This is a genomic window from Devosia sp. 2618, assembly GCF_040546815.1.
In the GTDB taxonomy this organism is placed as follows: Bacteria; Pseudomonadota; Alphaproteobacteria; order Rhizobiales; family Devosiaceae; genus Devosia.
Window position 1 is genome coordinate 254,134 of the sequence record NZ_JBEPOO010000001.1, and the last position, 12,153, is coordinate 266,286.

At 60.4% G+C, this 12,153-nt stretch carries 15 protein-coding genes; 9 read left to right on the forward strand and 6 right to left on the reverse strand.

Features of this window, described 5'->3' with window-relative positions; translation table 11 throughout:
* Positions 1 to 9 precede the first annotated feature (9 nt).
* Both ABIE28_RS01235 and ABIE28_RS01240 read left to right on the forward strand, forming a co-directional pair.
* Positions 10 to 639, forward strand: a complete 630-nt coding sequence (locus ABIE28_RS01235; protein WP_354059370.1) for an ArsR/SmtB family transcription factor — start codon at positions 10 to 12, stop codon at positions 637 to 639.
* Positions 636 to 1,868 carry an MFS transporter gene (locus ABIE28_RS01240; RefSeq protein WP_354059372.1) on the forward strand — a complete coding sequence of 411 codons (1,233 nt, stop codon included), beginning with the start codon at positions 636 to 638 and terminating at the stop codon, positions 1,866 to 1,868. The genes ABIE28_RS01235 and ABIE28_RS01240 overlap by 4 nt, the downstream gene beginning before the upstream one ends.
* A 1-nt stretch (position 1,869) precedes the next feature.
* Here the strand turns inward: ABIE28_RS01240 and ABIE28_RS01245 are convergent, their stop codons facing one another.
* Positions 1,870 to 2,439, reverse strand: coding sequence for a DUF1134 domain-containing protein (locus tag ABIE28_RS01245; RefSeq protein WP_354059374.1), 570 nt, complete (start codon positions 2,437 to 2,439; stop codon positions 1,870 to 1,872).
* Between the two features lie 80 nt (positions 2,440 to 2,519).
* Between ABIE28_RS01245 and ABIE28_RS01250 the strand changes: the two genes are divergently transcribed.
* The 3 genes from ABIE28_RS01250 (at position 2,520) to ABIE28_RS01260 (ending at position 4,277) form a co-directional block, all read left to right on the forward strand.
* Positions 2,520 to 3,050 carry a YHS domain-containing (seleno)protein gene (locus tag ABIE28_RS01250; protein WP_354059376.1) on the forward strand — a complete coding sequence of 177 codons (531 nt, stop codon included), beginning with the start codon at positions 2,520 to 2,522 and terminating at the stop codon, positions 3,048 to 3,050.
* 99 nt (positions 3,051 to 3,149) lie between these two features.
* Complete coding sequence (chpT, locus tag ABIE28_RS01255; protein ID WP_354059378.1) at positions 3,150 to 3,830, forward strand: histidine phosphotransferase ChpT; 681 nt, start codon at positions 3,150 to 3,152, stop codon at positions 3,828 to 3,830.
* 75 nt (positions 3,831 to 3,905) lie between these two features.
* Positions 3,906 to 4,277 carry a response regulator gene (locus ABIE28_RS01260; RefSeq protein ID WP_354059380.1) on the forward strand — a complete coding sequence of 124 codons (372 nt, stop codon included), beginning with the start codon at positions 3,906 to 3,908 and terminating at the stop codon, positions 4,275 to 4,277.
* Here ABIE28_RS01260 and ABIE28_RS01265 read toward each other — a convergent pair.
* Positions 4,274 to 5,536: an RNA polymerase sigma factor gene (locus ABIE28_RS01265; protein ID WP_354059381.1), complete on the reverse strand. Its 1,263-nt coding sequence runs from the start codon at positions 5,534 to 5,536 to the stop codon at positions 4,274 to 4,276. The genes ABIE28_RS01260 and ABIE28_RS01265 overlap by 4 nt on opposite strands.
* A 174-nt stretch (positions 5,537 to 5,710) precedes the next feature.
* On the reverse strand, positions 5,711 to 6,418 hold the full coding sequence (gene ctrA / locus ABIE28_RS01270; RefSeq protein WP_354059383.1) for a response regulator transcription factor CtrA: 708 nt from the start codon (positions 6,416 to 6,418) through the stop codon (positions 5,711 to 5,713).
* Between the two features lie 425 nt (positions 6,419 to 6,843).
* On the opposite strand from ctrA, the gene fliI reads away from it, so the two are divergent.
* From fliI to ABIE28_RS01290, 4 genes are all read left to right on the forward strand, one after another.
* Positions 6,844 to 8,172: a flagellar protein export ATPase FliI gene (fliI, locus tag ABIE28_RS01275; protein ID WP_354059385.1), complete on the forward strand. Its 1,329-nt coding sequence runs from the start codon at positions 6,844 to 6,846 to the stop codon at positions 8,170 to 8,172.
* Positions 8,173 to 8,224: 52 nt separating this feature from the next.
* Positions 8,225 to 8,638 (forward strand): flagellar export protein FliJ, encoded by a 414-nt coding sequence (gene fliJ, locus ABIE28_RS01280; protein ID WP_354059387.1) that lies wholly within the window; start codon positions 8,225 to 8,227, stop codon positions 8,636 to 8,638.
* Positions 8,639 to 8,722: 84 nt separating this feature from the next.
* The gene (locus ABIE28_RS01285; RefSeq protein WP_354059390.1) at positions 8,723 to 8,857 is read left to right on the forward strand and encodes a hypothetical protein; all 135 of its coding nucleotides are present in this window, start codon (positions 8,723 to 8,725) and stop codon (positions 8,855 to 8,857) included.
* Between the two features lie 30 nt (positions 8,858 to 8,887).
* The gene (locus ABIE28_RS01290) at positions 8,888 to 9,796 is read left to right on the forward strand and encodes a DMT family transporter (protein WP_354059392.1); all 909 of its coding nucleotides are present in this window, start codon (positions 8,888 to 8,890) and stop codon (positions 9,794 to 9,796) included.
* Here ABIE28_RS01290 and ABIE28_RS01295 read toward each other — a convergent pair.
* The 3 genes from ABIE28_RS01295 to ABIE28_RS01305 form a co-directional block, all read right to left on the reverse strand.
* Positions 9,793 to 10,716 carry a PRC-barrel domain-containing protein gene (locus ABIE28_RS01295; RefSeq protein ID WP_354059394.1) on the reverse strand — a complete coding sequence of 308 codons (924 nt, stop codon included), beginning with the start codon at positions 10,714 to 10,716 and terminating at the stop codon, positions 9,793 to 9,795. The two genes, ABIE28_RS01290 and ABIE28_RS01295, sit on opposite strands and share 4 nt — an antisense overlap.
* A gap of 68 nt (positions 10,717 to 10,784) precedes the next feature.
* Positions 10,785 to 11,384, reverse strand: a complete 600-nt coding sequence (locus ABIE28_RS01300) for a PRC-barrel domain-containing protein (protein WP_354059396.1) — start codon at positions 11,382 to 11,384, stop codon at positions 10,785 to 10,787.
* A 309-nt stretch (positions 11,385 to 11,693) separates the two neighbouring features.
* On the reverse strand, positions 11,694 to 12,149 hold the full coding sequence (locus ABIE28_RS01305; RefSeq protein ID WP_354059398.1) for a GNAT family N-acetyltransferase: 456 nt from the start codon (positions 12,147 to 12,149) through the stop codon (positions 11,694 to 11,696).
* Positions 12,150 to 12,153: the final 4 nt, after the last annotated feature.

Sequence of the window (12,153 nt, forward strand, 5' to 3'; positions counted from 1 at the left end):
GCTGCCGCTATGAGCCAGTCCGAAAAGCCCTCCGCCGTAACTCCCCGCGACCTGTCCCGCGTCGTCCCAGACGCCACGGCGCTCAAGGCGCTGACCCATCCGGTGCGTCTCAAAATGCTCGGCATGCTGCGCATCGATGGCCCGGCCACGGCCACGCAATTGGCCGGGCTGTTGGGCCTCAATAGCGGCGCCACCAGCTACCATTTGCGGCAGTTGGCGTTGCACGGATTTATCGAGGAAGCACCGGGCATCTCGCGCCGCGACCGCGTCTGGCGCGCCCGGCATGAGACGACGCAGGTGTTGAGCGATGTCACCGACGGCGACGAGATGCAGGCCGGGCTCGCCTTCACGCAGGCAGCTCTGTCCTGGCAGGTTGGCCAGATGCAGCAGGCACTCGACGAATATCCGGCCCTCTCAGAGCCATGGCGGCAGGCCAGCACCGCCAGCGATTTCACCATTCCCCTGACACCCGAACAGGCCAAGGCCCTGACCGAGCGAATGACCGAACTCTTGTTTGAAGTCATGCGCACCGCGCCCAAGCTGGGTGAGCCATTGCCTGAGGGCACCGTGCCATTTTCGGTTCACCTCCATGCCTTCCCCTATCCGGGGCGGATGCCCGACCCCGACGACACAAGATGAGCGCGCGCGGGCCCTTCCTTGCGCTGTCCGTCGCGCAGACGCTTTCCCTGTCGGGCACGCGGCTATCGACCATCGCCATTCCCTGGCTGATGCTGACCACGACGCGCGATCCGGTGCTGACCGGTTTCGTCGCCATGCTGGAACTACTGCCCTATGTGGTGGCCAAGGCGTTGGGTGGGCCGCTGATCGACCGTGTTGGCCCCAAGCGCGTGGCGATCGTCTGCGATTTTGCCTCGGTCTTCGTCGTCGGCCTCATTCCGCTGCTGCACACGCTGGGATTGTTGTCGCTGCCGGTGCTGTTGCCCATCGTCTTCCTCATGGGTGTGCTGCGCGGCCCGTCAGACGCCGCCAAGCAAGCCATGGTGCCCGATATTGCCGAACTGGCCGACGTGCCGCTGGAGCGCGTTACTGGCGTGGTGGGGGCCATCGAGCGACTTGCCTCGAGCGTCGGCGCGGCCGGGGCAGGGGCGCTGATCGGGTTGATTGGTTCGGCCGAGGCGCTGTGGGTCAATGCCGCCACCTTTGCCCTGTCGGCACTGGTCGTCTGGTGGGGCATTCCGCGCCTGCAAGCTGCCCCAAAAGAGCAAACCCTCCCCGCCACTTCCTATCGTCAGGAACTGCTCGAAGGCTGGAATTTCCTGCGGAGTGATGCGGTGCTGGTCAGCATCATCATCATGGTCGCCACCACAAATCTGCTCGATCAGGCCTATGCGGCCATCCTTCTACCGGTCTGGACTCAGGATGGCGGACATGGTCCCGAACTGCTCGGCATGTTGCTGGCGGTCTTTATGGCTGCCTCGATTGCCGGGGCCGCCATTGCCGCCATGATCGGCGCGCGCCTGCCGCGACTGCCGGTCTATGTCATTGCATTCCTGCTTACCGGGTTTCCGCGCTTTATCATCTTCGCGGTGGATGTGCCGATGGCGGCGATCTTTGCCACGTTGATTATCGGTGGCTTCGCCTCGGGATTTCTCAATCCCATCATTTCGGCAGTGATGTTCGAACGCATCCCGCGGCCGCTGGTGGGCCGGGTGATGTCACTCAATATGGCGCTGTGCTGGGTGTTGTTGCCCTTTGGCGGGCTGGTCGGCGGGGCGATGATCACCCTTGCCGGGCTGCCCATGACGCTGGTGGTCATGGGCCTTGTTTATTTGGTCGTCACACTGTTCCCGCTGGCCCGCAAGAGCTTTCGGGAGATCGAAAAACGGCCGGTATCGAACCCGGTCTAGATCAGAAGGGGTTCCAGGTCGGCTCGGAGGTGAACTTGAGGTAGCCGACATTGACGCCGAGACGCGCGCCGACACCGGAGCGGATCGGCACGATGACCACGCTGGCGCGCTGGATCACGGTCATGCCGAACCCGCCCAGCACATAGGCCGAACCATCGACACCCGGAAAGCGGCCGAGCACGTCTTGGATCTGGTTGAGGTTATAGACCAGCATCATGACCTTGGAGCCGTCGCCGCCCACGTCAAAGCCGATCGATGGCCCCTGCCAATAGACGTTGTATTCACCGGCATTGCGGGTGTGCAGAATGCCTTCGCCATAGCGCGCGCCGGCGAACAGGGCGCCACCGGCATCTTCACCCAGAATATAGCCATTGGGCAGGCCGAACTGGCTGACAGCGCGTTCCACCAGCGATGCGAGACCCTGCGAGGTCGAGCCGAAGAACTGCTTGCCGTCGTTCAGCAGTTCCTCACCCGAGAAGGTGTCGCTCAGCGAGCCTTGGGCATATGCGACTGATATCGGCGAAGCCAAACCGGCAATAACGGCGATGAGCAGGGCAAGGCGCTTGAACATAAAATTCTCCCGGGCGTGGTGCGATAGCCGGCAATTACGGAGTCATTAAGCCTTCGACACTAGTCTTAGGCAGCAGACTTTTGGCCATCGGCAAGCCGATCATTGGGTCGATGATGAAGCAAACCTCTAAACAAATCTTAACCATCCTCGCCTTTGTTTTGCCTCTTTTGGCCATGGTTTCCGCCACTTTGGGGCCGGTGCTGGGTCAGTCGATGGTGACGCGCTATGTCACCGACCCGCTGACGGGCATCGGTATCTACGGCATGGACCCGGTCAGCTATTTTACCGAAACCGAGCCACAGCAGGGGCGGGGGGATTACGAATATATCTGGCAAAATGTGTCGTGGTATTTCGCCAGTGCAGCCAATCGCGACGTCTTCATGCGCCAGCCCGAAATCTATGTGCCTCAGTTCGGTGGTCACTGCGGCATGGCGATGGCGCGCGGATATGTTTCCGACAGCGACCCCAGAATTTACACCGTCTTCAAACAGCGCCTGTATCTGTTCTACTCAGCCGCAAACCGGGAAGCCTTCCTGTTATCGCCCGATGCCGCCGGCAGTCAGGCCGAAACCAACTGGACGCGGCTTTCGCCGACCCTTTCGATCAATTAAGCCGCGACCGCTTCCTCCCGAAACGACCGCAATTTCATAGCCATATTTGCTGATCACACACTAATGTCGGCAAAACTGATTCTTACGGAGACTGCCCAGATGACCGAAATCATCGAGCTAAAGGCAACCGATCTGGCGGCCATGCTGTGCAGCCGGGTTTGTCATGACCTGATCAACCCCATTGGCGCCATCGGCAACGGGCTTGAAGTGCTGGGCGATCCCAACCAGACCGAAATGGCCGAAGGCGCGCGCGATCTGATCGCCAGCGCTGCCAAGCAGAGCCGCGCCAAGCTCGAATTTGCGCGTCTCGCCTATGGCGCGTCCTCGACCTCGGGCACCGATATCGACACCCGCGAATGCGAACGCGTAGCGCGCATCCAGTTCGAGATCGAAAAGGCCGACCTTGAATGGAATGTGCCGCTGATCCTTTTGCCCAAGCACAAGGCCAAGCTGTTCATGAACCTGCTGCTGATCGCTGCCATGTCGGTGCCGCGCGGTGGCAATGTGACCGCCTCGATCACCGGCGATGCCGGCAATGAGCGCTTTGATTTCACCTCCAAGAGCGATCCGGAAAAGCGCCAGAAGACGCTGATCCCATCTGGTGCGGCAGGCCTTCTGGCCGGTACGCCAGACGAGGGTTTTGTCGACGCGCGGGGCATCCAGCCGTTCTATACGGGTCTTCTGGCACGCATGACCGACATGGAAATCTCCATCGGTATCGAAAACGACGAGTTCTACCTGCGGGCCGTCCCGAAGGCTGTAGCCGAAGCTGCCGAATAGTCAGTATTTTGCTAACCAATCTGTAGGATGTGCGCGCCATAATTGAATGGAGCGTTAGTCTCTGCGGAGCCTTTGATGAAGTCCTGTCTTATTGTCGATGACTCGACTGTGGTGCGCAAAGTTGCGCGCCGCATTCTTGAAAACATGGACTACATTGTCGACGAGGCCGAAGACGGTCAGGAAGCCTTCGACAAGTGCCGCCAGGAAATGCCGGACGCCATCCTGCTCGATTGGCAGATGCCCATCATGAGCGGACTGGAATTCCTCAAACTGCTGCGCGGCTATGTCGGGGGCGAAAAGCCACACATCGTCTACTGCACGGTCGAAAACGACATCGGCGCCATCGCCATGGCGCTGCGGGCCGGCGCCAGCGACTATATGATGAAGCCGTTTGAGCGCGCCCATCTCGAAGCCAAGTTTGAAATCGAAGCCGAAATCGCCGCCTAAGCGGTCTGCTCTGCCCGCCCGAGCAGATAGGCTTTTTCTCGTTCATTGCGGGTGAGTTCGGCCGCGTGGCGGAATTCGAGCATCGCCTCGGTATGCCGCCCCAGTTTGCTCAGCAAATCCCCGCGAACGCCATAAAGCAGATGGTAGTTCTTGAGCGCCGGATTGTCCCTTATCGTATCGATCAGCGCCAAGGCTGCTGCAGGTCCGTCCGCCATTGAGATCGCCACGGCGCGGTTGAGTTCGATCACCGGCGAGGGTGTCACCGTTCCAAGCCTCTCATAAAGCGCCGCGATTTTCGTCCAATCGGTGTCGGTGGCCTTGCGGGCCCGGGCATGGCAGGCGGCGATGGCGGCCTGCAGCGCGTAGGGCGCATTCTCGCCGCCTAGCGCGATAGCGCGATCGAGCGCCGCCAAACCCCTTCGGATCAGCAGGTGATCCCAGCGCGCACGATCCTGATCGAGCAGCAGCACCGGCTCGCCCTTGGCGTCGGTGCGGGCGGCGGTGCGTGAGGCCTGAATTTCCATCAACGCCACCAGCGCATGCACCTCGGAATCGTCGGGCGATAGCTGCGCCAACACGCGCCCGAGCCGCATGGCCTCCTCGCACAGCTGCGGCCGCATCCAGTCCTGCCCGGCGGTGGCCGAATAGCCCTCGTTGAAAATGAGATAAAGCACGCCCAGCACCGAAGCGAGCCGCTCCTCCCGCTCAGCGCCGCGCGGCACCTCGAACGGAATCCCCGCTTCGACGATAGTCTTTTTGGCGCGCACGATGCGCTGGCCGATTGTGGGTTCTGCCGCCAGGAACGCGCGGGCGATTTCCTCGGTGGTCAGCCCTCCCAGCAGGCGCAGCGTCAGCGCCACGCGGGACTCTGCGGTCAGGATGGGGTGGCAGGCGGTAAAAATCAGCCGCAGCAGATCGTCGCCGACCTCGTCGTCCATGCTCTCGATCAGCGCCGCTTCTTCATCGGGCTGGTCTTGTTCCAGCACGCGACCGACTTCGGCCAGCTTGGTGGTCGCCATCTTGCGGTGGCGGAAGTGGTCGATGGCGCGCCGTTTGGCGGTCTGCATCAGCCATGCGCCGGGATTGTCGGGCACGCCGGTTTGCGGCCAGGTCTTGAGCGCCACCACCAGCGCATCCTGCGCCAGTTCTTCCGCCATCGAGATATCGCGCGTCATCCGCGTCAATCCCGCAATCAGGCGCGGCTGCTCGATTTTCCAGACGGAATTGATGGCGCGATTGGTGTCGGTATCGATGCTCATGGCGGCAGCCTACGCCAAAAACCGCAGTTGGCTCCAGTCGCTCTTTTGGTCAGACCTCGTGGTTCGAAGGGCTCAGGATGAGGTCCACTGCTGGAGAGCACCCCAAAGCAAAAAAAAAGCCCCGAACGACCAGGTCGCACGGGGCAGATGGAGACGTCTGAAGCCTGGGAGGACTTAGGCGACGTTCTCGCTGTAATTTTCGCTTTCGTCTGGCTCGCGCAGCACGTAGCCGCGGCCCCAGACGGTCTCGATGTAGTTCTTGCCGCCGGTCGCAACAGAAAGCTTCTTGCGCAGCTTGCAGATGAACACGTCGATGATCTTGAGCTCAGGCTCGTCCATGCCGCCATAAAGGTGGTTGAGGAACATTTCCTTGGTGAGCGTGGTCCCCTTGCGGAGGGAGAGCAGCTCGAGCATCTGGTATTCTTTGCCCGTGAGGTGCACGCGCTGGGTCTGGACTTCGACAGTCTTGGTGTCGAGGTTGACCGTGAGCTCGCCGGTCGAGATGACCGACTGGGCGTGGCCCTTGGACCGCCGAACGATGGCGTGGATGCGGGCCACGAGCTCGTCCTTGTGGAAGGGCTTGGTCATGTAGTCATCGGCGCCGAAGCCGAGGCCGCGAACCTTATCCTCAATGCCGGCAAGACCGGACAGAATGAGAATCGGCGTCTGAACCTTGGCAACGCGGAGGGTGCGAAGCACCTCGTAACCGCTCATGTCCGGCAGGTTCAGGTCGAGAAGAATGATATCGTAGTCATAGAGTTTGCCGAGATCGACACCCTCTTCACCGAGATCGGTGGTGTAAACATTGAAGCTCTCGGACTTCAGCATCAACTCGATGCTTTGCGCCGTTGCGCTGTCGTCCTCAATAAGGAGTACCCGCATTATATTCCCCTTGTCATTCGTTCCTGCTGGAACCGTGGGACCTGGCCTGCCCACGCCAACCCTACTGGATATGACTGAACCCTAAGCTCAAATAGTTAACAAAGTTTAATTCGGTTCGGCAATACGCAAATGTCGTTAGTATGAATTAAGATTAAGTCATTGAAATTTAAGGGTTAATTCTATCAATTTTTCTTAAGAAAATGGTTTAAGTAGGCGCTCTAAGCGACTCTTGAGACTCAAGCAATTGGAGGTGTGTCAGGGGTTTGGAGGGTGGTGGGCGCAAAGCGCCAGACGGACCGGTCCATCTCCCTCAATAGCGCCTTTTGCTTAATGATCGGTTACTCTGTGATTCGTTGTTACCATCGCAGCGGGCTCGCCGGAAACCATATTTCGAGCTTGGCAGTGAAACGGAAGCTGAGGGCAGAATGAAGGCGTTGATCTCGGCTATCGAGGCTATCGACGAGATTGAAGTGTTCGGCCGGGTCAAATCCGTGCAGGGCCTGCTCATCGAAATCGTCGGCCCGGTGCGCGAATTGCGGGTCGGCGGGCGCGTGCAGATCGAAACCACCAATGAAGACGTCCTCGCCGCCGAGATTATCGGCTTCAAGGATGGCCATGCACTCTGCCTCCCGTTCGGTCAACTGTCGGGCGTGCGGCTGGGCTGCAAGGCGGTGTTCCAGCGCAGCGACGGCGCGGCCTTCCCCTCGGCGGGTTGGCTGGGCCGGGTGATCAATGCCAATGGCGAGCCGATCGACGGCAAGGGCCCGTTGCCGCGTGGCGCGACGCCTTATCCCTTGCGACAAAATCCACTGCTGGCGCATGACCGTGTGCGCGTCGGCGATCCGCTCGATCTGGGCGTGCGGTGTCTCAATACCTTTACCACCGTCTGCGAGGGGCAGCGCCTTGGCATCTTTGCCGGCTCGGGCGTCGGCAAGTCGGTGCTGATGTCGATGCTGGCGCGCAATACCAATGTGGATGTCGCCGTCATTGGGCTGATCGGCGAGCGTGGCCGCGAGGTGCATGAGTTCATCCAGGAATATCTGGGTGAGGAAGGCCTCAAGAATGCCGTGGTCGTCGTGGCCACCAGCGACGAGGCCGCGCTGATGCGGCGGCAGGCCGCTTATATGAGCCTCGCCCTCAGCGAATTCTTCCGTGACCAGGGCAAGCGTGTGCTGTGCATGATGGATAGCCTGACGCGCTTTGCCATGGCGCAGCGCGAAATCGGCCTCGCCATCGGCGAACCACCGACTGCGAAGGGTTATCCACCCACTGTTTTCACAGAATTGCCACGATTATTGGAACGAGCGGGCCCAGGGACGATTACAACGGGTTCTGTTACCGGACTTTTTACCGTTTTGGTCGAAGGTGATGATCACAATGAGCCCATTGCGGACGCCGTACGCGGTATTCTTGATGGGCACATCGTAATGGAGCGCGGTATTGCCGAGCGGGGAAGATATCCCGCCGTCAACGTGCTCCGGTCCATCTCGCGCACCATGCCAGGGTGTGTTCCGGTCGATGTTCGACCGGTCCTGGCTAAGGCAAGAGAACTCATGTCCATCTATTCGGACATGGAGGAGCTGATCCGGCTTGGGGCTTACCGGAAAGGGTCAGATCCGAAAGTGGACCGCGCGATCGCTATCTATCCTGCGCTCGAGGCTTTTTTGAGCCAGGAGCGGGAAGAGACGACGACGATTGCCGAGGGCTATAAAATGCTCGAAGCCATTGTTGCCGAGGCGGGCGCGGCAAACTGATGGGACCGTGTATGGGTCCCGGAACTGACTTGGTGTGTAAGGAGTACAGGTCTTGAAATCGCGCAGCGAGAGCCTCATTCGGCTCAAGAAGTTCCAGGTGGACGAGAAGCGACGTCAGGTTGCGCAGATCGAGATGATGGTCAACGATTTCGAACGCATGGCGTCCGAACTCGACCAGCAGATCGAAATCGAGCAGACCAAGACCGGTATCTCGGACGTGGCTCACTTTGCCTATTCCACATTTGCCAAGGCAGCGCTCAGCCGCCGCGACAACCTGCTCAATTCCGCCAATGACATGCGCGGCAAGCTTGAAGCTGCCCAGGACGCATTGGCCGAAGCCCTCGAAGACCTCAAGAAGGTCGAACTGCTGGACCAGCGCGAACACCAACGCGAAGCGGCCGAGCAGCTCAAGGTCGAGCAATCCGAATATGACGAAATCGGCCGCCTGCGCTTCCGCGCGCAGTAAGGCCGATCCCATCGTCAAAATGTAAAAAGGCTCGCGCTTGGCGAGCCTTTTCGTTTTCGGTCGAGGTTGCCGCACGTTAAGCCCATGGGGTCGAAAGAAAATCTCGGATCGCTTAAAGTCCAACTGACGGCGGACGATCTGGCTGATATCGAAGAAGCCAACGTTCCGATCGTGGGCGCGCGCTATCCCGATGCCATGTTGAAAATGAGCGGCCGCTGAACCAACAGCCAGCCGCGACAAGGACGCCTGATGACCACGACGACCATGAGCTCTACCGGTCTGGTAGAGCGTCCCCTGCGCGGCTTTGTTCTCATCCTGGGGGCAACGCTGCTGTTTGCGGCCAATGACGCGACCAACAAGTTCCTGCTGACGGAATACAACGCGCCATTGGTCACGGCCATTCGCTACATCGTCCACTGCCTGCTGATGCTGGCAGTGGTCGCGCCGATCCAAAAGCAATTGATGTTCAAGACGCGCCGCACCGGTCTGGTACTGGTGCGGGCGGTGTGCCTTGCCACCGGCTCACTGCTGATGGCGTTTGCCTTGCAGCGCATGCCGATCGCCGAGGCCACGGCCATTGTTTACCTGTCGCCCATTCTGGTGATCCTGCTGGCCGGCCTGCTGCTGAACGAAGAGGTCGGCATCATCGGCTGGGTCGCGGCCGGCATGGGCTTTGCCGGTGTGCTGCTGATCGTGCGGCCGGGCAGTGGGCTTGATCCGATCGGCGTTGCGCTGGTGCTGTGCAACGTCGCGGCGGCGGTTGGCTATCATCTGCTGTCGCGCGTATTAGCCTCGACCGAGCGCACTGTCGCGCTGCTGTTCTATACGGCTCTGGCGGGGGCAATCCTGTTCGGCCTGGCTTTGCCATGGACGCTTTATGGCGAGGTGCCGACGCCGATCCAGGTCATGCTGTTCATCAGTCTCGGCGTCACCGCCGGGCTGGGGCATTACCTGTTCACCGCCGCCTATCGCTATGCGCCGGCAAACCTGCTCGCCCCGATGAACTACATGCATCTGGTCTGGGCGGCGCTGCTCGGATGGCTGGTGTTCAACCATGCCCCCGAGCCGCTGACGCTGATCGGCATTGCCATCATCGCGCTGGCGGGCGTGCTCAGTGCGCTCAGAACACGCCGCCCAGTTCCGGTCGAACCCGCTTAAGGCGTGATCACCATGCGCTGGGTGTCGCGCTCGCCGGCATAGGTTTGTGGATCATAGGTCGGCTGGTTTTCCAGCTGCTCGCGCGTGGTGTTGAGAAACAGGTAGCGGTGGCCAAAAGTGTCGGCCGAAAAGGCCAGGTTCTCAAAACCAACAGCAACCGGCTTGGCGCCAAGGCCGAGGAACCCGCCCACGTCGACGATCACCGCGTCGAACGTGCCATCCGGATTGGTGACGATATCGCCGATGGCCCCGATCTGCTGGTCGTCGATGCCATAGACGCCAATGCCGCGCAGGTCGTCGGCGGTCAGGCCGGATTTATCGAACGCCGAAAAGCCGGTGCGATCAACCGGCGTTGAGATCGTCGTTCGTTCCGGCTGGTCGGTGGTCAGGGTTGGATCGACAGGCACCGCATTGGGATCGCCATCGACAAGCTGCTCTTCCTGCTGGTCGCGCGTCAACGCGGGCTGGCCGGTGGCTTCTTCGCTATCGGCCCAGATAAAGGCCGGCGCAGCGGACAGCGCTTCGGCAGTCGTCGCCAGCACCCAACGGCGCGAACCATCCTCGCGGCTGGCCCAATCGAGCTCAGCAAAATCGACGGCGACTTCCTTTTCGCCAACGCCGAGGAACCCGCCAACGCTGATCACCACGGCCGAAATGCCGAGGCCGCTGGTCACCACCATGTTGGAAATCTTGCCGATCTCTTCGGCATTGTCATCGATCGAAGAATACACTGTCTGGCCCAGCAATTTGGTCACCAGCACATCTTCGCCCTGGGTCGCAAAACCCTCCGAGACCATGGCGGGTGGCGTCAATCCGCTCTGTTCGAGTTGCGTCGGCGCGGCAGGCGCTGTGACCTGCGCCATGGCGGGCGATGCCAGAACAAGGGCGAAAACAGAGGCGGCGATCATCGGGCGAAACATGGCAGTCTCCTTATTGACGCAAAAAGGGCCGGCCTGATGGCCGGCCCTAAAGTTAGTATCCCGAGGGATTACATGGCTGGGGCAACGGGTGCCGGTGCCATGGTGTCGACTGGTGCGGTGGCATCGACCGGCTCATCTTCGCGCCAGACGAATTCTGGAGCCGAGGTCAGCGCATCAGCGGTGGTTGGAACAACCCAGCGCTCGGTATTGTCAGCAGCGCGGGTGAATTCAAGCGACTGGAAGTCCACTGCAACGGACTTTTCGCCGATGCCGAGGAAGCCGCCAACACCGATCACGACTGCGGTGATGTCACCTTCAGCGTTGAACACGATGTCGGAAATGGTGCCGATTTCTTCGGCATCTTCACCCGAGCTCGAATAGACGGGCTGACCCATCAGGTGCGAACCAAGATTGTCGGTATCGACCGCAATGTAGCCGGCCGAAATATCCCAAGGGGTGTGCACTTCGGTGGTCTGCGCAGCGCCGGTGTTGACGTCAGTGCCAGCTGCCGGAGCGGCTGGTGGCACAACGGCAGGCGCCATTGGTTCAACCACAGGTGCTTCCGTGGTCACGGGGGCTGCGGGATCGGCAGGCGTGGCTTCCTGAGCAAATGCGCCCGAAGTCATCAGGGCAGCAATAGCAGTAGTGGCCAGAAGGGTGCGGATCATAGTAGGCTCCGTATTGTTCATTGTTGAAATGGACGGGCCGTGCGGTGCAAAACTTGCCGGTAGAGTACCGTGCGGCCCATTATGCATCGACAACGCAACAAGCGGCGCAGACGTTCCGAAAACAATGTGTCGCAGTGCCATTGAAAAGGCCGGCGCTCGTAAAAACGAGGCCGGCCCTGTCCGCCTCCCCGGCGGTTTTTTTGTTCTCGGCGCCGCGCTGCAAATGCGCGCAAGGCTCCTGACATCGGGGACAATAGCGCAGATCAGAGGGCAGGGGGACTACGGACCTGCGACAGGCTTAAGCAGTTGCTAACTGGTTAATTTCGCCGTGTCTTTTTCGTAGGTCCGCATGGCGTAGTGCGGCATGCCGCCATCCTGAAACTCGGGACCGAAGGCGACATAGCCCAGCCGTTCGTAAAATCCGAGCTTGTCCGATTGGGCGGTGAGATAAAAGCGATCCCGCCCCTTGGCGCGGGCATGATCCATCGCCGCGATCATCATCTGCTTGGCAATACCATTGCCGCGATAGGCCTGCCGAACGGCGACGCGGCCGATCTTGATATGCTCTGGCTTATCGAGCATGCGCAGCGTGCCGACTACTTCGCCCTCGGCGATGGCGACCAGATGTGTCGCTGTCAGATCGTCGGAGTCGTGCTCCTCTTCCTCGGGAACCTTCTGTTCCCAAACAAAGACCTCACGGCGAAGATTGAAGGCGGCATTGCAGAGGGTGGAAAAGGGCGGAACGATCAGGACGGTGATTTGCATCGCG

What these genes read in the sequence shown, in the direction of transcription:
- ABIE28_RS01235 (WP_354059370.1), top strand. Translation starts at nt 10, where the DNA reads ATGAGCCAGTCCGAAAAGCCCTCCGCCGTAACTCCCCGCGACCTGTCC.
- ABIE28_RS01240 (WP_354059372.1), top strand. Translation starts at nt 636, where the DNA reads ATGAGCGCGCGCGGGCCCTTCCTTGCGCTGTCCGTCGCGCAGACGCTT.
- ABIE28_RS01245 (WP_354059374.1), bottom strand. Translation starts at nt 2,439, where the DNA reads ATGTTCAAGCGCCTTGCCCTGCTCATCGCCGTTATTGCCGGTTTGGCT.
- chpT (WP_354059378.1), top strand. Translation starts at nt 3,150, where the DNA reads ATGACCGAAATCATCGAGCTAAAGGCAACCGATCTGGCGGCCATGCTG.
- ABIE28_RS01260 (WP_354059380.1), top strand. Translation starts at nt 3,906, where the DNA reads ATGAAGTCCTGTCTTATTGTCGATGACTCGACTGTGGTGCGCAAAGTT.
- ABIE28_RS01265 (WP_354059381.1), bottom strand. Translation starts at nt 5,536, where the DNA reads ATGAGCATCGATACCGACACCAATCGCGCCATCAATTCCGTCTGGAAA.
- ctrA (WP_354059383.1), bottom strand. Translation starts at nt 6,418, where the DNA reads ATGCGGGTACTCCTTATTGAGGACGACAGCGCAACGGCGCAAAGCATC.
- fliI (WP_354059385.1), top strand. Translation starts at nt 6,844, where the DNA reads ATGAAGGCGTTGATCTCGGCTATCGAGGCTATCGACGAGATTGAAGTG.
- ABIE28_RS01285 (WP_354059390.1), top strand. Translation starts at nt 8,723, where the DNA reads ATGGGGTCGAAAGAAAATCTCGGATCGCTTAAAGTCCAACTGACGGCG.
- ABIE28_RS01290 (WP_354059392.1), top strand. Translation starts at nt 8,888, where the DNA reads ATGACCACGACGACCATGAGCTCTACCGGTCTGGTAGAGCGTCCCCTG.
- ABIE28_RS01295 (WP_354059394.1), bottom strand. Translation starts at nt 10,716, where the DNA reads ATGTTTCGCCCGATGATCGCCGCCTCTGTTTTCGCCCTTGTTCTGGCA.
- ABIE28_RS01300 (WP_354059396.1), bottom strand. Translation starts at nt 11,384, where the DNA reads ATGATCCGCACCCTTCTGGCCACTACTGCTATTGCTGCCCTGATGACT.
- ABIE28_RS01305 (WP_354059398.1), bottom strand. Translation starts at nt 12,149, where the DNA reads ATGCAAATCACCGTCCTGATCGTTCCGCCCTTTTCCACCCTCTGCAAT.